14 protein-coding genes are annotated in these 24,174 nt (G+C 48.6%); 11 read left to right on the forward strand and 3 right to left on the reverse strand.

What is annotated here, in order from left to right:
* The first annotated feature begins 57 nt into the window (after window positions 1-57).
* Window positions 58-486, forward strand: a complete 429-nt coding sequence (locus tag GK047_RS04000) for an NUDIX hydrolase (RefSeq protein ID WP_163941470.1) — start codon at window positions 58-60, stop codon at window positions 484-486.
* Window positions 487-528: 42 nt separating this feature from the next.
* Here GK047_RS04000 and GK047_RS04005 read toward each other — a convergent pair whose 3' ends face one another.
* A complete protein-coding gene (locus GK047_RS04005; protein WP_163941472.1) occupies window positions 529-1,539 on the reverse strand; it encodes a Na/Pi cotransporter family protein in 1,011 nt (336 codons plus the stop codon).
* A gap of 119 nt (window positions 1,540-1,658) precedes the next feature.
* Between GK047_RS04005 and GK047_RS04010 the strand changes: the two genes are divergently transcribed.
* The 4 genes from GK047_RS04010 (at window position 1,659) to GK047_RS04025 (ending at window position 5,554) form a co-directional block, all read left to right on the forward strand.
* Entirely contained in the window at window positions 1,659-3,029 is a 1,371-nt protein-coding gene (locus GK047_RS04010) for a class I SAM-dependent rRNA methyltransferase (RefSeq protein ID WP_163941474.1), read from the forward strand.
* Between the two features lie 123 nt (window positions 3,030-3,152).
* Window positions 3,153-3,977, forward strand: a complete 825-nt coding sequence (locus tag GK047_RS04015; protein WP_163941477.1) for a MerR family transcriptional regulator — start codon at window positions 3,153-3,155, stop codon at window positions 3,975-3,977.
* A gap of 143 nt (window positions 3,978-4,120) precedes the next feature.
* The gene (locus GK047_RS04020; RefSeq protein WP_163941480.1) at window positions 4,121-5,251 is read left to right on the forward strand and encodes a citrate synthase/methylcitrate synthase; all 1,131 of its coding nucleotides are present in this window, start codon (window positions 4,121-4,123) and stop codon (window positions 5,249-5,251) included.
* 165 nt (window positions 5,252-5,416) lie between these two features.
* Entirely contained in the window at window positions 5,417-5,554 is a 138-nt protein-coding gene (locus GK047_RS04025; protein WP_163941483.1) for a hypothetical protein, read from the forward strand.
* A 101-nt stretch (window positions 5,555-5,655) separates the two neighbouring features.
* Here the strand turns inward: GK047_RS04025 and GK047_RS04030 are convergent, their stop codons facing one another.
* Window positions 5,656-6,099: an Rrf2 family transcriptional regulator gene (locus tag GK047_RS04030; RefSeq protein ID WP_163941486.1), complete on the reverse strand. Its 444-nt coding sequence runs from the start codon at window positions 6,097-6,099 to the stop codon at window positions 5,656-5,658.
* A 233-nt stretch (window positions 6,100-6,332) separates the two neighbouring features.
* Here GK047_RS04030 and addB point away from each other — a divergent pair, with 233 nt between their 5' ends.
* From addB to GK047_RS04060, 6 genes are all read left to right on the forward strand, one after another.
* On the forward strand, window positions 6,333-9,860 hold the full coding sequence (addB, locus tag GK047_RS04035) for a helicase-exonuclease AddAB subunit AddB (RefSeq protein WP_163941489.1): 3,528 nt from the start codon (window positions 6,333-6,335) through the stop codon (window positions 9,858-9,860).
* Window positions 9,861-9,885: 25 nt separating this feature from the next.
* Entirely contained in the window at window positions 9,886-13,893 is a 4,008-nt protein-coding gene (addA, locus tag GK047_RS04040) for a helicase-exonuclease AddAB subunit AddA (protein WP_163941492.1), read from the forward strand.
* A gap of 68 nt (window positions 13,894-13,961) precedes the next feature.
* Complete coding sequence (locus GK047_RS04045) at window positions 13,962-15,140, forward strand: exonuclease SbcCD subunit D (RefSeq protein ID WP_163941495.1); 1,179 nt, start codon at window positions 13,962-13,964, stop codon at window positions 15,138-15,140.
* Between the two features lie 127 nt (window positions 15,141-15,267).
* On the forward strand, window positions 15,268-18,804 hold the full coding sequence (locus tag GK047_RS04050) for an SbcC/MukB-like Walker B domain-containing protein (RefSeq protein WP_163941498.1): 3,537 nt from the start codon (window positions 15,268-15,270) through the stop codon (window positions 18,802-18,804).
* A 164-nt stretch (window positions 18,805-18,968) separates the two neighbouring features.
* Window positions 18,969-20,060: a S1 family peptidase gene (locus GK047_RS04055; protein ID WP_240343753.1), complete on the forward strand. Its 1,092-nt coding sequence runs from the start codon at window positions 18,969-18,971 to the stop codon at window positions 20,058-20,060.
* Window positions 20,061-20,218: 158 nt separating this feature from the next.
* Entirely contained in the window at window positions 20,219-22,162 is a 1,944-nt protein-coding gene (locus GK047_RS04060; RefSeq protein WP_163941504.1) for a stalk domain-containing protein, read from the forward strand.
* Between the two features lie 83 nt (window positions 22,163-22,245).
* On the opposite strand, the gene GK047_RS04065 is transcribed toward GK047_RS04060, so the two are convergent.
* Window positions 22,246-24,168, reverse strand: coding sequence for an FAD-dependent oxidoreductase (locus GK047_RS04065; protein WP_163941507.1), 1,923 nt, complete (start codon window positions 24,166-24,168; stop codon window positions 22,246-22,248).
* Between the last annotated feature and the right edge of the window lie 6 nt (window positions 24,169-24,174).

Here is a 24,174-nt window from a genome sequence, read left to right on the forward strand (position 1 = left end):
GGTGGGGCGATGTCCTCTTCTTCGTCATTTAATCTACATAAGTTGGGGGATAAGCATATGAAGGAAATATCAGCTGGCGGGGTTGTATTTCGTAGACAGAACGGCGAACTGCAAATTCAAATGATTCAAGATCGTTATGGCAAAATGACTTTGGCCAAAGGAAAAATGGAACCAGGCGAAACGGTGGAAGAAACGGCCCTCCGTGAGATACTGGAGGAAACGGGAATTCATGGACAGATCGTGGAGTCTGTTGAAATGATCGCTTATCAGTATACGAATCCTTCAGTTGGCCTTGTAGACAAAGAAGTCCATTATTATTTGGTAGAAGCAATTGACGGCTCCCTGCAGGCACAGGTTGAGGAAATTCGCGGTGTAGAGTGGCTTGAGCCGCAGGAAGCATGGCGTCAGCAGCAAGAGTCAGGCTATGACAATAACAATAGTGTGTTAGGTACAGCGCTGCTCAAATTAGGCATTGAAGTGAAATAATTATTCTCATGGTGAAAGAATTCACACAGATTAGTGTCACGATTAGCCTCGAAGTTCAATACGTGTCCACAGACGAAGGTAACAAATTGGCAGAGCTAGCAGCGAACTGACAACGTTAAATATAGTTTGTGCTCGGGCAATTTGCTCAGAAGCCCCATCGGCTAGTAAGGCTGAGACACTGACAAGTTGATGGATTAATGGGTAAAAGAGAACTGCGCCTCCAATATTGAGAATAATGTGTGACCACGCAACGTACCGGCCTGCACGAGATCCGCTTATGCCAGCGATGAGTGCGGTCGCACAAGTGCCTATATTGGCGCCGATTGTGATCGCCACGCCAAGCTCGACGGGGATGCCTTGGATCGTGGCAAGTCCCATGGCCATCGCAATGACGGCGGCGCTGCTGTGGACTAGCGCGGTGATGGCAGCGCCAGCGATGACACCCCACAGCAGGCTTGTCTGCGCTTGGTGGACGAACCAAGTGAATAGACCGCGGGACTGCAACGCAGGCCCGATGGTTTGCATGATCTCGATGCCAAGCAGCACGAGCGCGAAGCCAGCCGCCGCTAGCGAGGCATAGCGCACGCTGCGGAGCCAGGCGGGCCGAGGGGTAATGGGCACGCTTCCGCTTTGGGCTAAGCCATGACCGTCCTCAGGAGGTGAGAGGGGGCCAGCGATCCAACTGGCGAGCCAAATGCCTCCGCTTGCGAGCAGCATTGGCACGCCGATGCCGCCGATGCTAAGCCCGATCAGCTCGGTCGTCAGGCACGTGCCGATGTTCGTGCCGAGAATGATACCAAGCGTTCGCGGGAAGGTCAGTACACCTGCGTTAACGAGACCGATGGCAATGACGGTAATAGCGGTGCTGCTTTGCAGCGCCGCGGTCAGCATGGTGCCCGTAGCGAGACCGCGCACAGGCGTGCGGGTAAACCGCTCCAACCATTGTTGGAGGCGGAAGCCTGCCCAGTGATGAAGTGCGGTTTCCATCAGCTTCATCCCAAAAAGAAACAAAGCTAAGCCTGTCAACACAGGCAATACAATCGTAGTCACCATAAGCAGCGAATCTCCTTCGTGGGCTTGTATCGTTTTTAACCAATATATGTGACCGTACAGACGAGCATGACAAGCTGGCGACAGACGGCGGTATCACACAAAGGATGGCACACCATACAATGGCAGCAGTAATTTTACATAAGAAACGGAAACCACGCTTAGAACAGGGACATCCATGGGTATTTCGCAGCGAGATTGAACGTGTTGACGGAGAGATAGAACCAGGGCAATTGGTGCCTGTGCATACGTATCAGGGACAATATTTAGGAACGGGCTATTACAATCAAGCTTCGCAGATTACGGTTCGAATCGTATCCTATCAGCCTCTTGAGTCATTAACGACTGAAGTGTTTGTTGAGCGGATCACGAAATGCTTGCAGCATCGCAAGCGCTTTTTGAAGGATGCGGCCTCTTATCGCTTGGTTTATGGAGAGGCTGATTTTTTACCTGGATTAATCGTTGACAAGTTTGCTGATGTTCTCGTTGTTCAACTGCTTACCTTGGGCATGGACCTCTGCCGAAAACAAATCGTTGAAGCGTTGGTACAAGTTATGAATCCAACTGGCATCTATGAGCGCAGCGATGTAGCTGTTCGTGAGTTGGAAGGTTTGGAGCAGACGAAGGGCTTGCTGTATGGCGAGTGTCCGAAGCATGTAAACATTTTAGAAAATGGTTTGCGTATTCGCGTTGATATTGAGGAAGGCCAGAAAACAGGCTATTTCTTCGACCAGAGAGAGAATCGCGCTTCCATCGCGCCACTCATGACGGGCTGGGGCATTCGCAGCGGTATTGAGCTAAAGCAAGTTGAAGAAGATGGGGTAAGCCAACTTTTGCCTGTCAATGCGAATGACAAAGTCGTAACGTTCCCTTTCTGGGATGGCGCTACGGTTCTGGAATGCTTCTCCCACACGGGCAGCTTTACGCTTAATGCTTGCAAATATGGGGCGAAAAAAGTTACATGCCTGGATATCTCCGAACATGCGATTGAGAGTGCAAGAACAAATGTCCAACTGAATGGGTTTGAAGATCGTGTGGAATACGTAGTAGCTGATGCGTTTGAATACTTGCGTCAACAAGTTAAAGGATTGGATGAGCGCAAGGTGCGTGCTTCTGCAAACGTAGGGCAGGCCAAAGTGGATACATCGAAACCAGTGAGCGCTGGACGTTCATGGGATGTCGTCATCCTGGATCCCCCAGCATTCGCCAAAACGAAGAGCGCTGTCGAAGGAGCATGTCGAGGATACAAAGATATCAATCTGCATGGGTTAAAGCTCGTGAATGAAGGCGGCTATCTGGTTACCGCCAGTTGCTCTTATCACATGCATCCCGAGCTATTCCTAGATACGATTCATGCGGCAGCTACGGATGTAGGTAAAATCTTGCGGCTGGTAGAGTTCCGCGGAGCGGGTATGGATCATCCCCGCATCCTTGGTGTGGATGAGGGACATTATCTAAAATTCGCCATCTTTGAGGTACGCAGCAAATCATAGACACCCAGAAGCGAGGCTGAAAAGCCTCGTTTTCTTTTTTACGACTTCTTGACATTGCCCTAAGGGCAATCCTTTAGAATGGGGATGTTCCTTTATTTTACTTGCAGAAAGGTGTGGCTTTGTTTGTTAACGGTAGGTCAGATGGCGCGCATGTTCGAGATTACGCCCAAAACATTAAGGCATTACGATGCGATCGGTTTGTTTTCGCCAAGCGCGGTGGGCGAGGACAATCAATACCGCTACTACAAGCCTGAGCAAATGATTCAACTGCGGCGTATTTTATTTTTTCGCCATACGGGCCTTGGACTTGAGGTCATTCGTGAGCTGGTTCGCAGCGGTGCGATGGATGATCCAGTTCGGATCAGTCATATCCTCCAGGAGCATGCCGCATCACTTCGTGAAGAAATCGCGAATAAGCAGAGTCTGCTTACCTCTGTAGAGGAAATGCTTGGAACAATCAACCAATCAGGAGGAAAGCTAATGAAAGCTCAAGTAGTAACGTTACCGGCGTTTCATGTTGTTGGCATGTCTTGGCGAAGCGGAGATGAGGGGACCATTCCTGATCTTTGGGGTCGCTTCAATCCACGTGAAGGTGAAATACAAGGGAAATTGAATGCTCAGGTGTGTTATGGCCTTTGCGTTCCAATTGAGGACGGCGGAGTTGAATATACGGCTGGCTTCGAGTCTACTGGTACATTCATTCCGGATGGGATGGTTTTCAAAACAGTGCCTGCTCAGACGTATGCATGGTTTACACATCGGGGATCACTTAGCGGTCTTAGTAAAACGATGGAAGATATTTATACGACCTGGCTGCCACAGAACGGGTACAAGGCTGTAAAAGGGATCGATTTCGAGCTGTATACGGAACGTTTTACGGATCCAGATGATGAACATTCCGAGGTTGATCTTTACATCCCGATAGAAGCAGTTGAGCCATTGATTTGATAAAATAATATGATTGATAAATAAATTGAATTTACTTTTTTTTATCACTTACTAAGAAAAGCTGAATTGGATGAAGTTGTAAATACCGAGTAAGATGAAGAAAATCAACATTTTGAACTTCATTCTGAAAGGTGGGATCCATCATGGCATCTGTTACAGGTTTAGATGGTGTTGTTGCGGCAGAGACCGAATTGTCATTGGTCGATGGCGAAAAAGGGCTACTTATCTATCGAGGCTACGAGGCAAAAGAGCTTGCTCTTCACGTAAGCTTTGAGGAAGCAGCCTACTTATTATGGAATGGCCAGCTGCCTACAGCTGAACAATTGTTTTATTTTCGCTCAAAATGGAAAGAACTTCGCGCCGTACCTGCGGGATTGACAGCCATTTTGGATGTGCTGCCTGCGGAGTGTGACATGATGAGTGTCTTGCGAACGGTCATCTCTGCTGCTGGAGCTGAACACGGGAAAAATTCTGTGTGGCCTCCTCAGCAAGAGGACATGATTCGTTACACTGTTTTGCTCCCAACTCTTATCGCTTACCGTCATAGGAGGAACGCAGGTCTTGTATCTGTTGAACCACACCCGGAGTTAGACCATGTCGCTAATTATTTATATATGCTTACGGGGGAGGTTCCGCTGCCTGCTCATGTGAAAGCATTAACTGCTTATTTCATTCTGGCCATGGAGCATGGCATGAATGCTTCTACGTTTGCCGGTCGTGTTGTACTCTCTACGCAGTCCGATGTTGCATCAGCGCTTTGTGCATCGATTGGCGCCATGAAAGGGCCGCTTCACGGCGGTGCGCCTTCCGAGGTCGTTCATATGCTTGACGATATCGGAACGAAAGAAAACGCAGAACGGTGGCTCCGTGAGCAGCTTGAAGCTGGTCAACGCCTGATGGGCTTCGGGCATCGGATCTACAAGACGCTCGATCCCCGAGCGGAGGCGCTGCGTATTCTGATGACGGAACTCTCGATGGAAGACGCTTGGTTTGAGCTTGCTGTTCATGTTGAGGAGACCGCTGTTGGGCTGCTCCATGCGTATAAGCCTGGAAGGAAGCTCCATACGAATGTAGAGTTTTATGCCGCGGCCGTGCTCAGGGCCGTCTCCATGCCCAAGACACTATTTACGTCTACGTTTACAGCAAGTCGTATGGTGGGTTGGACAGCCCATCTGCTCGAGCAAGCGAGTTGCAATCGCATATTCCGGCCGCAGTCCGTTTATGTTGGACCAGGACGGACGTCGCTAAGCGAATCTAATCAGAATGAAAAATAGCTAAAAACTGCTCCGTGTCATGTATACGAAATGTGACCTGCGAGAGGGACACTTTGCAAAAAAAAGTGCCTTCTTAAGGGTCTCAGCTTCGTGTATGACGATAGAGGCAGTTTTTTATTTTCTAGAGAGACTATGATTTTTCCTACACCTTTAGGTGGATGCTGCATGAATGGAAATCAACTTGTGGATGGACTTTTCTTCGTCATGGATGACGAAGGAAAAGGAGATTCGACCGAATCGAATGTGGATTACGCCCGCTCTGTTCGCTTGGTTAACTTACTCGAGTATTACCCAATTTCCTAATCTGACAGGACGCAAGCGGTCGTTTATGCCATAAGGAACAGGATCGTAGATTGATGAAGTTTTGCAATCCAACCCAGCATCAAAAAGAAACATCAAAAAAATCAGCTCTGCGAGGAGCTGATTTTGACTGCAAGATCATGATCGATTTCACTTAGCGTCACTTCAGCTAATTCACGTTCAAGCGCGGCTTGCGCCTGCTGCAATTTGAGCTGAAGAACGGATTGAATATTGTTGCCGACTGGACAATTCGGGTTAGGGTGCTCATGAAAATGGAATAACTCCGTTTCTTCAGCTACTTCTACAGCGCGGTAAACATCCAGCAGTGTGATTTCTTGCGGAGGTTTGGCCAGTGCTGCGCCGCCAACGCCAAGTCTGATGTGAATCAAGCCTGCTTTTTTGAGCATGCCGCTCACTTTACGTACGATAACAGGATTAATGTTAATGCTGCCCGCAATCATTTCTGATGTGCAATTTTCACCATTCTCCATATCGATTAAGGAAAGGATATGAACACCAATGGTGAAGCGGCTGCTGAACTTTTTCATAAGTCTCACCTTCTTTGTTGTACATATTTTAATTACAGCTCTGCAGAATGTCAAGGTATCGTTTGGACGCGGTAAGCCCATGATCTGCCACCCCTCCTTTCTAGTTAAAGTATGATAGAATAGAAGGACGAAAAAGTAGGCTTAATTTAATTTTCATGAAATCAGCTTCCCAACGGAAAGCTTGGATTATGCTTGCAAAGTCAGCTTTTCTTAAAGCGCGAAGGAGATCCCCCATGGCCGTACGTTTTGTGATTGGTAGAGCCGGTAGCGGCAAAAGTGAACGCTGTTTGCAAGAGATCAAACAGCAGTTGGCTGCGGAGCCAGAGGGTCATCCATTGATTCTGCTAGTTCCTGAGCAAGCGACATTTCAGGCAGAGCATGCCCTTGTGTCGGATCCTCATCTTGGAGGAATGATACGTGCGCAGGTATTAAGTTTTCACCGTTTAGCATGGCGGGTGATGCAGGAAGAAGGTGGGACAGCGAGGCTTCCCATTGATGAGACAGGTAAAAAATTGCTCCTGACGAGCATTTTACATAAACAAAAAGAACATTTACGCCTGTTCGGACATTCCGCCGAACAAATGGGTTTTGTTGATAGGCTTAATCAATTATTCACAGAATTGAAACGGTATTGTGTCACTGCTGAGCAGCTTGATCAACAGGAGTCCAAACGCAGTTCATCGATTGGAGAAACTGGCTTGCTAAGGGAGAAGATGCACGACATCAGGCTCGTATATCGTGAGTTTCAGTCGATGCTGTCAAGGCAATATTTGGACGGAGAAGATTACCTGACACTGCTGGCGGAGCAGATCCCGAATTCCGCTTATTTGCGTTCGGCTTCTATTTGGATAGACGGATTTCATGGGTTTACACCACAGGAGTTTGCTGTGCTTGGAGGACTTTTTGCGTCGTGCAAAGAGGTGACGATTACGCTTTGTGTGGATCGTTCGCTAGAAGCTGGCGATGCACCGGATGAACTGGATTTATTCCATCCAACGGCAACGACAATGGTACGGTTACAAGAAATGATAGAGCAGTTGGGACTTAGCCGATCGGAAGTATTGCTTTTAGCGCCTGAGAATTCTCCGCGTTATGAGGAGAGCCCAGTTCTGGGCTATTTAGAACGTATGTTTGATAGCCGAATCGGTGGGAGCGTAAGGCCCTACAAGCTGAATGAAGGGCAAAAGCTGAGTGATCAACTCGTCATTAAAGAGGCTGTTCATCGACGTGCAGAGGTCGAAGGCGCTGTAAGAGATATGCTGGAGCTTGTGCGGGAGCAGGGCGTGCGCTGGCGTGATATCGCGGTTATGGTTCGCAATATGGAGGGGTACCAGGATTTATTAAAGGCAATCCTAACTGATTATGATATCCCTCACTTTTTTGACCAGAAGCGGACGGTTCTCCATCATCCTTTGGTGGAGTTCATACGCTCGGCCCTTGAAGTCGTGCAGCATAACTGGCATTACGACGCGGTATTCCGATGTGTCAAAACGGATTTGCTGCTTCCAGTAGAAGCTGCTTCAGAACGCCACCTGATGGACAAGCTGGAAAACTATGTGCTCGCGTTCGGCATTCAAGGCTATAGATGGACTGATGGTAAGCCTTGGACTTACAAGTTCCGAGCCAACTTGGAGCAAGCCGATGAGGGTATTCAGGAAGAGACAGCCGCACTCCAACAGTTAAATGAAAGCAAAGATCGGATTGTAAAGCCGCTGCTTGATTTCTCCAAACGTCTTAAGCAAGCTAGCTCTGTCAAAGAGCAGGTAGAAGCTCTATATGAGCTGTTGGTAGAAGCGCAGGCTCCGAGCAAATTAGAGGCGTGGAGCCTGCGGTCGTTAGGCGAAGGGAAGCCAGAAAAAGCGCGCGAACACGGTCAAATGTGGAACAGCGTCATGGATATGCTCGATCAGCTCGTCGAAACGATGGGTGAAGATGATTTATCCCTGGAGCTGTTCACGGGACTTATTGAAACAGGTATGGAGAGTATGAAGCTAGGATTAGTACCGCCTTCTATGGATCAACTGCTTATAGGCAGCATGGATCGAACGCGCTCTAGCGGCATCCGTTATGCATACATTTTAGGTGTCAGCGATGGGGTTATTCCAGCGCAGATGAGTGAAAAAGGAGTCCTTACGGAGTCTGAGCGGGAGGTTCTTACGGATGCAGGCTTGCCGATGGCAAATAGCAGTAGGCGCAAGCTGCTCGATGAGTCGTTTATTATATACACTTCGCTAACCGTTCCAGGCAAGCGTCTGTGGATGAGCTATCCGTTGGCTGATGAGGAAGGGAAATCGCTGCTTCCTTCAGAGTTGATCAAACAAATGCGGAAAATGTTTCCTGGGACGGAGCATCCGTTGTTGTTGGCTGAACCATCTAATGAAGCGGGGCAGACGGAACAGTCGGCTTACATTGTTCATCCGAGTCAAGCGATTTCTTATTTGGCTGTGCGTATGAAGCATTGGATGTTGGGCGGCCGCATGGCCGATTTATGGTGGGAAACCTACAATTGGTACGTGACTCAGCCGAAGTGGCATATGCAGCTGCATGCCTTGACAAGTGCGCTGCAGTATACGAATAAAGAAGCTGGTCTTAGCTCCTCGACAAGCCAGCTGTTATATGGACAGCATTTGCGAGCCAGCGTTTCTCGGATGGAGAAGTATGTGGCGTGCCCGTTTTCACACTTTTTATCCCATGGTTTAAAACTGAAAGAAAGACGCGTATATCGTTTGGATGCGCCGGATATCGGGCAGTTATTCCATGCAGCGTTGAATCAATTTGTTCAAAAGCTCCAGCAGGATCAGCTTGATTGGGGATCGCTTTCAGCTGAGGCTTGTATGGAGCGCTCCGCTCAGGTCGTGGATGAGTTGGCCCCGAGGCTGCAGGGTGAAATCTTGCTAAGTTCGAGCCGATTTGCTTATATTGCAAGAAAACTGAAGCAAGTCGTCGGCCGAGCGGCAGTTGTCTTAGGCGAACACGCGAAGCGCGGGCAATTCCAGCCGCTTGGGCTGGAGATTGATTTCGGTCCAGGCAAGGAACTGCCGCCGCTTACTTTTGAATTGGACAACGGTTGTACGATGGAAATTATTGGTCGTATCGACCGTGTAGATCGCGCGGATGGCGAACAGGGTGTGCTGCTCCGCGTCATTGATTACAAATCGAGCCAGACGTCTTTACAGCTTTCAGAAGTCTATTATGGTTTATCTCTTCAAATGCTGACCTATATGGATGTCATCATTACGCATGCCGAGCAGTGGCTAGGTATCCCTGCGAAGCCGGCGGGCGTGCTCTATTTCCATGTGCATAATCCGATGCTGCAGCAAAAAAATGCTTTGGATCCAACAGAAGTGGAAAAAGAGCTGCGTAAGCGATTCAAAATGAAAGGTTTAGTCACGGCTGACGCTAGCGTAGCGGGTCTTATGGATGAGCAGTTGGTTCACACCGCAGGACACTCTCAGCTCATTCCGGTTGCATTGAAAAAGGACGGGAGCTTCTATTCCAGCTCATCTGTCGCGACGGATGCACAGTGGGATACATTGCGCAAATATGTACGTAAGCAGGTCAAACAAATTGGGACGGGCATCACGGATGGACATGTTGATATTGCGCCATACCGTTTGGGGAAAAAGACAGCCTGTCTCCATTGTTCGTATAAATCAGTTTGTCAGTTCGATCCTTTATTTGAAGGCAATGAAACTCAGGTTTGGAAGCAACGAGGGAAAGAGCAGCTATGGTCCGAGCTAGAGCAAAGCGCAGGCACATAACGAATGTGGAAAGGAGAGCATAAACGTGAATAAACAACAACCAAAGCCTCCTGGCAGTACGTGGACGGATGATCAATGGGATGCAATCACATTAAGCGGTCAAAATATGCTGGTAGCCGCTGCGGCAGGCTCAGGCAAAACGGCAGTACTCGTGGAACGGATCATTCGCCGCATCTCGAATGAATGGGAACCAATTGACGTGGATCGCTTATTGGTAGCCACATTTACAAAAGCAGCGGCATCCGAGATGAAGCATCGCATACGAGATGCACTAGAGAAGGAACTGACGAAACAACCGAATTCGCAGCATTTGCGCAAGCAACTGGCTCTGATGGGGCGTGCTTCGATTACGACGTTGCATTCTTTTTGCTTAGAGGTTGTACAGCGATACTTCAGTCTTATTCGTCTGGATCCCGGTTTTCGTATCGCCAACGAAACGGAAGCGGAACTGCTCCGTCAAGATTTGCTCGGGGAAATGCTCGAACAATATTATGCGGAAAGTGAAGAGGGCAGCGCCTTCTGGCGATTAGTCGATTCATTCAGCGGCGAGCGTAATGACGATGCGATTATGCAGCTCATTCAAAAGCTGTACGATGTATCGCGCAGCCATCCATGGCCGGAACACTGGCTGCGGTCGACGGCCTCGCTGTTTGGACCGCCTGCATGGAAGGATGAACAGTTGACAGACGAGGAACTCTCCGTCCTTCAGGAGGCGCTGCCTTATGTTGCCGCAGCGGCAGCTCCAGTTGACTATTCGATTTGGGAGAAAAGTCTCGTTCGCGACCTGTCTTTAGAGCTGGAAGGAGCAGCAGATCTGCTCCGCCAAGCGCAGCAGTTAGCTGAGCTGCCTGGTGGTCCAGCGCCGTATTTGGACAACTTACGGGACGATCTGCTTCTAGTTGAGAATCTACGCGAAACGACGGATTATCCCTGGTCTGTCTTGTATATGGGCTTTCAAACGGTGGAATTCGGAAAATTAAAAGCGTGTAAAGGCGATGATTACGACAAAGAACTTCAGGAAGAAGTGAAGGAGCTGCGTAATCGCGCCAAAGAGCAAGTAAACAAAATCAAGGAAGAGCTATTTGGGCGGACTCCAGAACAATTTGGCAGGGAAATTGCTGAGCTTGCTCCTGTACTTCATACCTTGGTAGATCTTGTGGTTGATTTCGGCAAGCGATATCAAGCAGCTAAAGCGGTCAAAGGGTTGATTGATTTCGCCGATCTTGAGCACTACTGCTTGCAAATTTTAGCTGCACCCGGTTCGACGCCGGAGGAGCTTTATCCATCAGAGGCGGCGCTTGCTTATCGCAAACAATATGTGGAAGTGCTGCTGGATGAGTATCAAGACACGAATCGTGTGCAAGAAGCGATTGTTTCCTTGATTGCAAATTCAAAGCCTGGCAATCGCTTTATGGTTGGGGACGTGAAGCAAAGTATTTATAGGTTCCGTTTGGCGGAGCCTGGCCTTTTTTTAGAAAAGTATAAAGCATACCGTTCAAATAATGAGGAGGCCAGCAGTCAACAACTCACAAGTCAGTCTGTGGGATCAGGGGAAGGCGGCAGGATCGATCTGGCGCGTAATTTCCGCAGTCGGATTCAAGTTGTGGATGCGGTGAATTTCTTATTCAAGCAAATCATGAATGAAACCGTCGGAGAAATTGAATATGACAAGCGGGCTGAACTTGTTTATGGGGCGGGGTATCCCGCTCCGGCTTCGGATTGTTCAGTGGAAATGTTGATTGTTGATCGTTCTACGGATGTCCCGGACAAAACGGAGGCTTTTGATGGGGATTCCGAGGATTTAGAGAATAATGAAGCGGAATATGCTGGAGAGGGAGCTCCTATTCTTATGGACCCGATTCAGGAGGCGCAAGAGTTAGAAACTGCGCAGCTTGAAGCGCGTACGATCGCGCGTCATATTCGTCATTTATTAGGCGATGGAGGAACGCAAGAACCCTTTCAAGCATTTGATAAACGAACGGGTGGCACTCGTCCTGTGACGTATCGAGACATTGTCATCTTGCTGCGGGCCACACAACAATGGGCCCCTGTTATTATTGAAGAGCTCAAGCTGCAGGGAATTCCTGCTTATGCGGATTTGAGCACAGGCTATTTTTCCGCGACTGAGGTTGAAGTCATGTTATCCCTTTTGAAGGTGATCGATAATCCGTATCAAGATGTGCCCTTGGCGGCGGTTCTACGCTCCCCGGTTGTACAGTTGACTGCTGAAGAACTTGCACAAGTTCGAGTTACGGATAAATCCTTGCCTTTCTACGAGGCTGTGCTTCAGTTTGTTCGTGATGAAGAGAAGCGTGATAAGGCAAGCTGTTCTAAGTTATTATTGGACAAGCTAACTCACTTTCTGAAGCTGCTAGAGCAGTGGCGTCATGAGGCTAGGCAGGGATCTTTGGCTGATTTAATTTGGCAGATTTATAAACTAACAGGTTATTACGATTTTGCCGGAGGTTTGCCGGGAGGGATGCAAAGACAAGCGAATTTAAGGGCCCTCTATGATCGAGCCAGGCAATACGAAAGTACATCGCTGCGCGGATTGTTTCGCTTTCTAAGATTTATTGAGCGGATGAAAGAAAGTGGAGGGGATCTCGGAACAGCCAGAGCCCTTGGGGAGCAGGAAGACGTCGTTCGAATTATGTCGATCCACAAAAGCAAAGGACTGGAATTCCCGGTTGTCTTCGTGGCGGGCATGGCCAAAATGTTTAATCAAAGGGATTTGAATGACTCCTTTTTGCTGCATAAAGAGCTTGGTTTTGGACCTCGTTTTGTGGATACGGTCTTACGCGTTAGTTACCCTACGTTGCCTTCACTTGCGATCAAAAGGCGTATGAAGCTTGAACTGCTCGCCGAAGAAATGCGCGTCCTTTATGTAGCGCTCACGAGAGCCAGAGAGAAACTCTACCTGCTCGGAACGGTCAAATCGCTTGACAAACTGCTTCGTCAATGGGGGCGCAACTTGTCGAGAACAGCGTGGTATCTCCCTGATTTTGAGTTGGCCAAAGCTAAAAGCTATCTCGATTGGGTCGGGCCCGCCCTGCTGCGTCATCCGGACGCGACAATGTGGCGAGAACGGCTTGGCATTAGTGACGCCTCACCGGAGGTGAGGCTGCTGCAGGATAATTCGGAGTGGAAGCTGACGGTGCTTACGCCACAAAGCTTACAGCGAGACGAAACCGCTGAGTTTAGCGATCCGGTACCAGATGAAGATAAGCTAGAAGCGATTCGCAGCGGACAACCTGTGACGACGGGAGGCAGTTGGAAGGAATGGTTGCAGGGACGGCTTTCGTGGTCCTACGAGCATCCTGATGCACCTAAACAATTTGCCAAAACAACGGTGTCTGAATTGAAACGTTTGTCGGAACAAAACCGCTTGACCGGCGAATTGGAATATAGAACCTCCGACGATGGGACATTGTTGATCAATCCGTCCACTGAAGCTTTTTCGAAGTCATCAACGTCCATTTGGCGCAGACCTCGATTTATGGAGGAAACGAAGCTAACCGCAGCTGAAAAGGGAACCGTTGTTCACGCTGTGATGCAGAACCTATCCCTTGCGTCTATGCCTACGGAGGCCAGTATTAACCAAACGCTGGATGACATGATGAACAAACAGACACTAACTTTACAGCAAAGAGAAGTTGTTCATATTCCTGTCATTTTAAGTTTTTTTCAAACCGATGTCGGGCGGCGTATGGTGCAAGCAGCGAATGTGCAGCGAGAGGTACCGTTTAGTTATGGTTTGCCAGCTAGCGAAGTTTATGCAGGGACGGATCGCTCTACGACCAGTGAAACGGTGCTCATTCAAGGGATCATCGACTGCTTGTTTGAGGATGAGCAAGGACTTGTTTTGGTCGACTACAAAACAGATGCGGTTAAAGGCAGCAGTGCTGAAGAGCTTAGAGACCGTTATGAAAAGCAAATTACCTTATATACAAGAGCTGTGGAGCATATATGGAAACGTCCTTTGACAGGGAAATATTTATATTTTTTTGACGGGGCTAATTTGTTGGAGATGTGAGTGAAAAACCAGAGGAAATGTGATCTGGAAATGAATCATTCACGTCGCATGGAGAGAAAGGTGAAAAAATGCGCATTTTACACACGGCTGATTGGCATTTTGGTCGAACGCTTGAAGGACGCAGCCGCATGGAGGAGCAGATCGCTTTCATGGACGAGCTGGTACAAATCGTACAGGATCAGGAAATTGATCTTGTATTGGTCGCTGGAGATATTTACGATTCCGTGAATCCTCCAGCAGCAGCAGAGCAGCTTTTCTATGAAGGCATTTCGAGGCTTGCCGATGGAGGTAAGCGACACATTGCCATTATTTCTGGCAATCATGATCATCCGGATCGACTTGCCGCCTCGGGGCCATTGGCAACTAAAATGGGGATTACGCTTATCGGTCTGCCTATCCCGGACGTCCAATCAATCGGAATCCCCAGAACGCGAGAGTTGGCAAAACTAGTCGCATTGCCGTACCCATCTGAATCGCGTCTGAAGGAACTTCTGTCGGATGTAGCTGAAGAAGAAGTGCTCCGAAGCAAGTACTCTGAACGAGTAGGGGCACTTGTTCGCCGTCAAGGGGCTTCCTTTGAACCGGGTACCGTGAATCTGATAATGAGTCATCTCTATGTTTTAGGAGGCCATGAAACGGATTCAGAACGTCCTATACAAGTTGGGGGGGCCTACACCGTAGACACCACGGCGCTTACAGCTGGAGCGCAGTACGTTGCGCTTGGGCACTTGCATAGACCGCAAAATGTGAAAGCGGCATCGCCGATCCGTTACTGCGGATCACCGATTGCGTATAGCTTCTCAGAAGCAGGACAAGCGAAGTCGGTGACGATTCTTGATTTGGCTCCTGGTCAAGTGGCTGAGCCGCAGGAAATCTTTTTAAAAGCAGGTCGTCCTCTTGTGAGCTGGAAAGCCAAGGAAGGCATTCAACAGGTTTTTCAGTGGCTAGACGAACGCCGCGACCCTAAAGCATGGATCGATTTGGAAATCATGATGACCGAAGCCATGTCCATGGAACAAATACAGTCGCTTCGCAAAGCGTACGACGGCTTTATTCATATTCGTCCGATCTATCCAGAAATGGAAGCCGTGAGAGCTGCTACACCGCTTCTTGCGCTTTCAATGGAGGAACATTTTGGGCGTTTTTATGCCCGCCAAACCGGAGGCGCGCAGCCTGAGCCAGAACTCGTCCGGTTATTTCTGGAGCTGCTGCATGAGCATGAAGCAGCAGACACGATTGGAGAGTAAGGGCAGGAATGACAGGGAGAGAAAGTTATCCCATATTACTGCTTGTGGATAACTTTATATGACGAAAGGCTTGCTCATTTTTATGAGGCAGACTTTTCTATGAAAAGGGTTTAGGAGGACTTGAACCATGCGTCCAATCCAGTTACAAATGTCAGGTCTTCAAAGTTATCGTGAGCTACAAACGATTGATTTCAGCCAGCTTGTGGATGCTGGCGTATTCGGAATTTTCGGCCCTACAGGCAGCGGGAAATCGTCGATTCTCGACGCAATTACACTAGCTTTGTATGGAAAAGTAGAGCGAGCCAGCGGAGGGACGCAGGCCATTATGAATCATGCGGAGCAGACGCTGTTCGTTTCTTTTACGTTTGAGCTGACGAATGCTACTGGTACGGAACGTTATCGCGTCGAGCGACAATTTAAGCGGGGTTCGGAGCTATCGATCAACGGTACCATCTCCCGTCTGCTGCATATAAGAAGGGACGAAACGATTGTTCTCGCCGATAAAGCGGGTGAACTCAATTCACAGGTACAGCGAATTCTAGGGCTGTCGATGCAGGATTTTACAAGAGCAGTTGTACTGCCTCAAGGGAAATTCGCCGAATTTCTTATGCTGACTGGCAAGGATCGTCGCCAAATGCTGCAAAGACTTTTTCATCTCGAACCGTACGGGGATCATTTAAGCGCTAAAGTTAGCTCCAAAGTGAAAGAAACGGATAGCGTCGTGAAGCAGCTGGCGGCAGAGCAGCAAGGACTTGGCGATGCGTCCAAACAAGCGTTAGAGGAAGCTCAGGTGAGACGTTTAGAAGCGGAGCATGAAGCGGAACGAACCCGTATCGAACTGCAGCGTTATGAAGCAAGACATGACGAACATAAGCAGGTGTTTCAATGGCAGGTTGAAAAAGCTGCGTTCGAACAAAAAGAACTGCAGCAAAAGGAGCAAGAAGATGATATTCGTGCGAAGGAGCTGCTGCTGCAAAAAGCGGAGCAGGCGGAGCGAGTCAGGCCCTATTTGGAACAACAAGCACTTGCTTGCAAAGAAGTGCTCATGCGAACAGAGCAGTTGCAGCTGGCTGAAGCGAATCAGAAAGTAGCGGACGTAAGCTTTTCACAGGCAGAAACCGCATTTGAACAAGCGCAGCAGGAACTAGGAGCAAACGAAGGACCTCTCATTTTGCGTTTGGATCAATTGCAGCAAGCGTTGGTGCTCCAGCAGGAATTGGACCAAGTGCAGCAGCAAATGATGGAAGCGGAAAAGAATGGGAATGCGGCTAAAATCCTGTATGAGAGCATTCAAACGGAGCTAAATAAAACGAATGAAACCAAACAGAAAGCACTTGTGAAGCAAGCCGAGCTTAAAGAACAGTTGAAGCGGGTTGAGACAAGTGCAACTGCCAGACAACGATTGCAAGCGGCACAGCAGGAGAAGAAGACGATTGCATTACTGCAAGTGCAGGAGCAGGAGGCTCGCAAGGAGCGGGATGATAAAGCAGCCAGTCTAATCGTGTGGGATACAAATCAGTCACAATTGGAAGCGAAACGTCAAGTTCTTCAAGAACAAATATTAACATGGCGGTCACAAGCTCGCAGGGTTGGCGATAGGATGAATGAAGATCGTGCTCGAATTACTTCGTTTCTTCCTGCTCTTCAAGTTTACTTAGATGATCAGAAGAAGAGATGGAGACAGCATGAAAGGAATTCGCTTGCTGCTGTTCTGGCTGATCAACTCATTGAAGGCGAGGCTTGTGCGGTATGTGGATCAACTGAGCATCCATTACCAAGGCGCATACTTTTGTCAGGTTCCATTGAAAAGGAAGGGGTCCCTTTTGAGCCAAACGAAGAAACCCTTCAACGTGTGCAGGACGTACTCCAGTCAGTGAAAGAATTGCAATTCACATATACGCAGCAGATACACAAAGTCGTTGCGATCAGTCAGCAAGCAGATATGCTAGGGCAGTCAGGTGAACTTACAGTTTCCTTAGCGTTAGCAGAAGGAACCGTTTCTTCTCGTGAATTAGTTTCACAGGAGCAGCAGGTTACTAAAGACGTTAATCAGTTTATGGCTGAGGTCGCAGCAGCATCAGAGGTAGAGAGCACTGCGATATTATGTACAAAGGATCTAACGAGTTTGGATGAAATTACCTCTGAGTGGCAGTCGATTCAAGAAATAACAGCAAGTAGTGGACCTCTAGTGGAACAGCTCGAGCAAAGTTTTCTTTCCTTGAACAAAGATCAGCAGCTAATCGATCAGCAAGCTGTACAGGCTGTCGCTCAACAGCAAGCTGCAAGCACGATGCTCAAGGAAGCAGAGCGTAAATTAGCTGCTGTCATGGTAACGCTCAGCGAGCAACTCGCCCGCTGGAGTGATTGCTATAAAGAACTTTCTTGGGATTTTATCGACCAGCAACTAGAACAGCTTCTCGAGAATGAACGCGTTGTGGACGAGCTTCGCGGACGCATCGATAAGAGCGTCCCGTTCCTTGATGGGCTGCTCGTCAAGATCGAGGAGCTCCAGCGCGCTGCGCTGGAGCAGGACAAGACCTCCTTGCAGCTGCACGAGCGGCTGCAAGGGCTGGCGCAGCTCGCCGCCGACAAGTCGCGACAGCTCGCCCAGCGCGCATCCGGCGCTGCTGTGTCCCAGCTAATCGCGGAGGCGACCTCCGCGCTAGAGAGGCTGCGGCAGCTCGCGCAGATGACCAAGCTCGCTCATGCTGCTGCGCAGGGCGAGCTGCAAGTGGCGGCGCAGCGTCACAGCGCCGCCACCGAAGCAGCTGCCGCTGCGCAGCGGCAGCTGACGCAAGCCGAGCGCGTGCTACATGCCGCGCTTGAAGAGAACGGCTTCGCGACGCGCGAAGCCGCGGAAGCGGCGGTGCTGGCACCTGAGCAGCGCCGCACTTGGACTGCGCTCGCAGCGGAGCATCGCGAGCAAGAGCAAGCGCTGCGCGTTCAGTTGGCGCAGCTCACAGCGAAGCTGCAGGGTCGCGTGCTGAGCGAGGCCGAATGGCAAGAGACGCAGGCGCAGCTAATCGCGGCGAAAGCACTTGCGGAGACTGCGCTCGAGAAGCGCGCCAAGGCGGAGCAGGGCGCTGAGGAGCTCGCGGTTAGGCATGCGCGATGGAGCGAACTGGAAACACGCCGGTTGGAGCAGAGGGTATTGCTTGAACGATTGGGTAAGCTGCAAGCCGTACTGAAAGCGAATGCTTTCGTTGAATATCTGGCTGAAGAGCAGCTCATGCAAGTCAGCCGAGCGGCTTCCGAGCGGCTGGGTGAATTGACCCGTCGACGCTATGCGATCGAGGTTGACTCTGGCGGTGGCTTCGTTATTCGTGACGATGCCAACGGCGGGGTGAAGCGTCCAGTCAGTACGCTATCTGGCGGGGAAACCTTCCTCACCTCGCTGGCTTTAGCGCTCGCGCTGTCAGCCCAGATCCAGCTAAAAGGGGAATATCCATTGGAATTCTTCTTCCTCGATGAAGGATTCGGTACGCTCGATCAGGAACTGCTGGATATGGTCATCGGAGCACTGGAGAAACTGCATATGGATCGTCTTGCTGTTGGCGTTATCTCGCATGTACCTGAATTGCGTGCTCGTCTTCCTCGCAAGTTGCTCGTCCATCCAGCCGAGCCGTCTGGTCAAGGCAGTCGCATCGTCATGGAAGAGCTTTAAGTTGACAGATCTATGTTCATTTCAACCTTTCACAGGCTGCCGACGTTCAAGCGTCGGTTAGCCTTTTTTGTGCATCTATATCTAGTCCTATAGGTAAAGTCCTCAAGCCAATTCGTACAAGTCCGCATACACTGCACCAACCTTTCAGAAAAAGGAGAATGCGAATGGCGACTTTTTACGAAGCTTTAAAGCACAAAAATAGAATGTCTCCTGTTTTATTGAAAAGAGCTGAGGTTTTGGCGGTAGGTGTCGGTTATGCAGATCCAAGCAAACCTGCATTGGGGGCAGGCGTTCTGGTGTATACACGCCAAAAAATCGTTCCCTCAAGTTTAAACAGCTTAAAATCGACCATACTCAAAGCCGGCACATCGGTACCCGTGCGTTTTGTTACATCGGGCCGATTTAAAACGAACATGGCCAAGGTGAAACCGAAGGCTAATTTATCCTTCGGCAGGTTCCGACCCGTACCTGGCGGGGTCAGCATAGGTAGAACGAATCCTGTAGCCACAGGTACAGCTGGTCTTATCGTTACGAAGAACAACCAACTATTCGTTCTTAGCAACAATCACGTTCTGATTAAAAATAACAGCACGGCTTTGTCGGGAACGCTGCAGCCAGGGCCAGCAGATGGTGGGTTTGCCAGTAGAGATACGGTGGGGCGGGCCTTTCAGTTTGTAAGATTGCGCTCGGGAAAGGTCAACTTTCAAGATTCTGCCTTAGCTATTCCTACGTCAAATAACTTGCTGAATCCTCGTTATTTAATCAGTTCAACGGGGCAATTAGTTACAGTACCTGGTCACTTATTAAGCTATCCAGTAGGCTTGCAATTAGTAAAATCAGGTCGTACAACCGGTTATGTTACAGGTGTTGTGGAATCAAACAATGTGGATGTTAGAGTCAGCTATGGCGGTACCCTGGGTACGCTGCTTTTCCGTAATCAATCCGTCATTCGTGGAACGAATGGTCCGGTTTCATTGCCCGGTGACTCTGGTTCGGTCTGGCTCCGTGCCAGAGATCGATTCGCTGCAGCGCTCAATTTTGCGGGAACTATAGATGGTATGCGGTCTATAAGCAACCCTATTGGGCTAGTGATGTCAACGTATGGAGTGCGTGTCGCTATTCCGGCTGCGAGCGGAAAGGTCAAAGAAGGCGTAATCAGAGGGGCAGCTCCGAGCGGCAATCATGCTTACATGCAGCCATTGACGGAGCAACAGCGTAAACGTATACGTGCTGTCCTTGTAAGATCGACCAAATAACTTGATAGGCCATATTGAAACCAGGATTGGTTTCTTTTTTTTGCACCGTGCTACTTTCACGCTTTAAAAGCGTATCAGTTTAGAAGGCTTTTCACTATTTGGAAGTTAACGCTCAGAAATTACTATCAATCAGTCAGTCAGAATGGAGTTGATCTTGCTTGAAAGTTATCAAAAGACGAATGGGTATCTTGACCTTAGCTATAGGCGTTATCGCAGCTGGTCTCGTAAACGATCCTAAGCAAGCTAAGGCTGATGTTGTATGGGATCATTGGAAACAGGCGCAATCTCTTGCCGCAAGCGGCAATACGGGGGCAGCTGTACCCCATTGGCAATACCTTGCGAATTATTATGCAAGATCAGGGGAATGGGAGAACGCCGCGCTTTTTTACGGCAATCTCGATGCCTATTACGATGCCAATGGCGATTATGAGCAAGCGATTCGATATTATGAATTAGAAAATGAGTACTGGGTGAAAGCAGGAAAAGATTGGGGAGCCGTGAAGCTGCAGCGAGCGGATCAGATTCGAACGACGATTGAATTGTACCGTCAGGATTCCGATCAAACAAGTATTCAAGCAGATGCACTACCCAGTAACGGAAAGTTAGCTAAATTCGAGCCTGCTTACGGCGTTTACATAGGTATGTATTCAGAGCAAGATCCTAAGGTTGGCAATATGTTTACGAAGGCTGAGTCCGTGTATGGTAAGAAGCATGCCATTTATTTGGCTTATTCACACTGGGGGCAAGCCTTTCCGGCTACGTATGCCAAGAGGGCAAAGGAGGCAGGTGGAGCCTTACAGATTGCTTGGGAGCCGGACGATGGACTAGATCCTGTTGCAGATGGCGCCTATTTGCGCAAATGGGCACAAGATGCGCAATCTGCGGGAATCCCCATCTTTTTAAGGTTTGCCGGCGAGATGAATGGAGCCTGGGTAAAATGGCATGGAAATCCAAGCCAGTACATTGCGAAGTTTCAAATGCTTCACGATGTATTTGCAACCGAAGCTCCGAATATTGCCATGGTCTGGAGTCCAGGTGATGTTCCAGCGGACGATATAGATCCTTATTATCCTGGGGATGCTTATGTGGATTGGGTAGGGGTAAGTTTATATATTGAACCGTATGAGAATGGTGATCCATCGTTGCCTTCTATGCTTGCGACTAGCAGTGTGGAGAGATTGACGAGGCTCTACAATACGTACGCTGATCGTAAGCCACTGATGTTAAGTGAAACTGGAATTCCACATTATTCCCATTCTTCAGATGAAGATTTTACAGAATGGGCCAAGCTTAATTTGCAACGATTATACGAAATTATGCCTTACAAGTATCCTAGATTGAAAGCTATAACGTATTTTAACGTTGATCAGAAAATGAACAATGCCAAAAACAACTACGCAATTAGTGATTCAAACGGGATTCAGAGTTACTACAATAAGTTGGTAGCAAATTCGTTCCTGTTATCCAAAGTGTCGCAAGGGGAGAAACCGTCCGATGGTATCGGGTATGTCCCTGTTGATGCCAGTCAAGCATTCACGAAAAAGACTAAACTTACGCCCTTTGTGAAAATACCTGATGTATATATCGGGAAAGTGGAGTACGTGTTAAATGGCCGAGTCATCGCATCACAGACTGATTTGCCATATGGACTAGAGCTGCAAGCCGGGGAAGTCCCAGAAGGTTCTGTTCTTCAACTGCGGGTGTACAATCAAGCGGGAAAACAAGTTGCAGACCGTTCATTCGGACTTTCTTCACAAGTTTCCATCGCTATAGATGGAAAGAATCAAGATTTCGAGCAAGCCCCTGTTATCGTGAATGGTTCGACGATGGCGCCGCTTCGTGCAATCTTTGAAGCGCTAGGCGCAACCGTGGAGTACGATGCTGCCACTCGCAGCGTAACGGCTAAGAAAGGCGACATCACTTTACGCCTAATTCTCGATCAGAAGACCGTCTACCGAAATGGTCAAGCGTTTCAAATTGATGAGCCTGTTCAATTAGTCAATGGCTTCACTGTAGCGCCAGCTCGTTTCGTGGGGGAAGCATTTGGTGGGAAAGTGACTTGGGATGGTAAAAACAGAGAGGTTACCATTTCAACGAAATAAGTAGCTAATTTCCGTGTAGTAAATAAGAAAGAATGGCCCTTTCGCATCCATTGTGAGAGAGCCATTCTTTGTTTTGCTGCTTATTAAGCGTGCTGTAGTGCTTGCTGTACTTCCTCAACAATAGATGCTGCTGCAGTTCGGGCGCTAGAGAATGCACGTTCGGCAAGCTCACCCTTACCTTTGCAACCGTCTCCACAGAAGTAGAAGGGTACATTTTCTAAACGTATAGGCAGCAGGTTGTTCGTAGCGATGTTTTTCACACTGGAAACCATGGCTTTCTTGGAAACCCGTTTCACAGCTGTTACCTCTCTCCAACCTGGATAGTGCTTATCGAAAAGAGCTTCCATTTGCATTGTTTTTTGATCCAAGTAGGATTTGCGTTCTTCCTCGTTCGTAAAGCGGTCGCTCAAGTAAGCGATACCTTGCAGCAATTGTCCGCCCTCCGGTACGAGCGTATGATCCGTAGCGGAAACATCGCTGATGAACAGTTTGTTATCCATATCGCTAATATAACTGAAAGGTCTTGCGACTACGCGGCTGAGCCCGATATCATAGACCATAACTTCTGTCGCTGTATTGGATTCATAAGGAGATAGGAAAGGTTCCCATGCTGTACCTTTAAGCAGCTTAACAACCTGTTGAACAGGCATTGCGAAGATGACTTTATCAAAAGCGACTTCACGGTTTTTCGTTTGCAAAATAAATTGTTTATCAGCGTAGCGAAGACTATCAACGCCTTCTTGAATGGCGATTTCCCAACGTCCTGTGCTGGTTACCTTTTGTTTAAGCTGATTTGTAATGACTGCCCAACTGCCAAGCACGTAATTAACGGGTTTACTTGATAGGAACAGGTTATGATAATATTCGCTGATTACTGCGCCAGAAACGTTGCGAGCGTCTTCTGGCGTGATGAAGAAATTAGAGCAAACGAGATGTTCCCAAAGCTCTTTAACATCCTCATCCGCGTTGGAGTCAGCCAAATAATCAGCTAATGTAGCATAGTTTTTTAGATTATGAATATTCGCGATGATTGCGGCAATTTCACCGACGAAGCGTACTTTTTGAGCGGTGCTGAGCAAATCCGTTTTCAGCAGGTTTATAGCATCAAGAGGGGCTGGAGTCAGTTGATTATGTTTAGCATAGAACACCTTTCGCTTGTCAACTTGCTTAGAGCTAAAGGAAAGTCCCAGTTCTTTTTCCATGGAGGTTAAGGTATGACGGTCGATGCCATATATTGCATGCGCGCCGTAGTTCAGCGTAAAGCCTGCTTTTTCGTAAGTAAAAGCTCGCCCGCCTAATTGCGGACTACGCTCAAATAATATGCCTTCAATATGTGGATTTTCAGAGAGATAGGCAGCCGCAGTTAGTCCTGCCAAGCCACCGCCAATAATTGCTACTTTCATTTTATTTTCCTCCTTGGGGACTGGTTCTACCTGAAGTGTCGCAATGATCTCTTGTGAACGGAGACCTGCCCACAACCAGGCTAAGTTGTTTTTCATCATGGAGAGTAAATCGTCATCGTCTTCGCTGCACCATTTGAGTACAGTGCCTGCGTACATACAGACAAGCAGTTCAATTTTTGCTGATTCCGGCAGCCAATGGTGCAAGCTTTCGGTTAGTATGCGCAGTTGTTGTTGTTCTTCCATTTTTACCGTGTCATTTTGCAGAGCTAAAGCTTGTAAACTCCGAATAAGACGAGGCGATTCACAGATATTGGACGCCAAGTCTAAAAACAAACGATTAATGTGGCCCTCGAGTGATTGCACTTTAGAGGGAGGCTGCGCTACCCATACTCTGATTGATTCAATTTGTTTACTGTAGATTGCTGTTATGATTGCATCTTTACTTTTAAAATAGTGGTAAAAAGTCCCTTTGGAGGTGCTCGTTGCGGCGATGATGTCGTCTACGGATACATTTTCGTAGCCTTTCTCCATAAACATGGTTAATGCGACTTCCATCATCACATCCCGCTTCTTGCGGGTGGAAGCTCTCATGAACTGACTCATCCGCTC

The organism is Paenibacillus sp. SYP-B3998 (genome assembly GCF_010820665.1).
GTDB lineage: Bacteria > Bacillota > Bacilli > Paenibacillales > NBRC-103111 > Paenibacillus_E.

Bases quoted from the DNA above. Each gene is read 5' to 3' on its own strand.
- GK047_RS04005 (WP_163941472.1), bottom strand. From the start codon at position 1,539: ATGGTGACTACGATTGTATTGCCTGTGTTGACAGGCTTAGCTTTGTTT.
- GK047_RS04055 (WP_240343753.1), top strand. From the start codon at position 18,969: ATGGCGACTTTTTACGAAGCTTTAAAGCACAAAAATAGAATGTCTCCT.
- addB (WP_163941489.1), top strand. From the start codon at position 6,333: ATGGCCGTACGTTTTGTGATTGGTAGAGCCGGTAGCGGCAAAAGTGAA.
- GK047_RS04065 (WP_163941507.1), bottom strand. From the start codon at position 24,168: ATGAGTCAGTTCATGAGAGCTTCCACCCGCAAGAAGCGGGATGTGATG.
- GK047_RS04030 (WP_163941486.1), bottom strand. From the start codon at position 6,099: ATGAAAAAGTTCAGCAGCCGCTTCACCATTGGTGTTCATATCCTTTCC.
- GK047_RS04000 (WP_163941470.1), top strand. From the start codon at position 58: ATGAAGGAAATATCAGCTGGCGGGGTTGTATTTCGTAGACAGAACGGC.
- GK047_RS04050 (WP_163941498.1), top strand. From the start codon at position 15,268: ATGCGTCCAATCCAGTTACAAATGTCAGGTCTTCAAAGTTATCGTGAG.
- GK047_RS04025 (WP_163941483.1), top strand. From the start codon at position 5,417: ATGAATGGAAATCAACTTGTGGATGGACTTTTCTTCGTCATGGATGAC.
- GK047_RS04020 (WP_163941480.1), top strand. From the start codon at position 4,121: ATGGCATCTGTTACAGGTTTAGATGGTGTTGTTGCGGCAGAGACCGAA.
- GK047_RS04010 (WP_163941474.1), top strand. From the start codon at position 1,659: ATGGCAGCAGTAATTTTACATAAGAAACGGAAACCACGCTTAGAACAG.
- GK047_RS04045 (WP_163941495.1), top strand. From the start codon at position 13,962: ATGCGCATTTTACACACGGCTGATTGGCATTTTGGTCGAACGCTTGAA.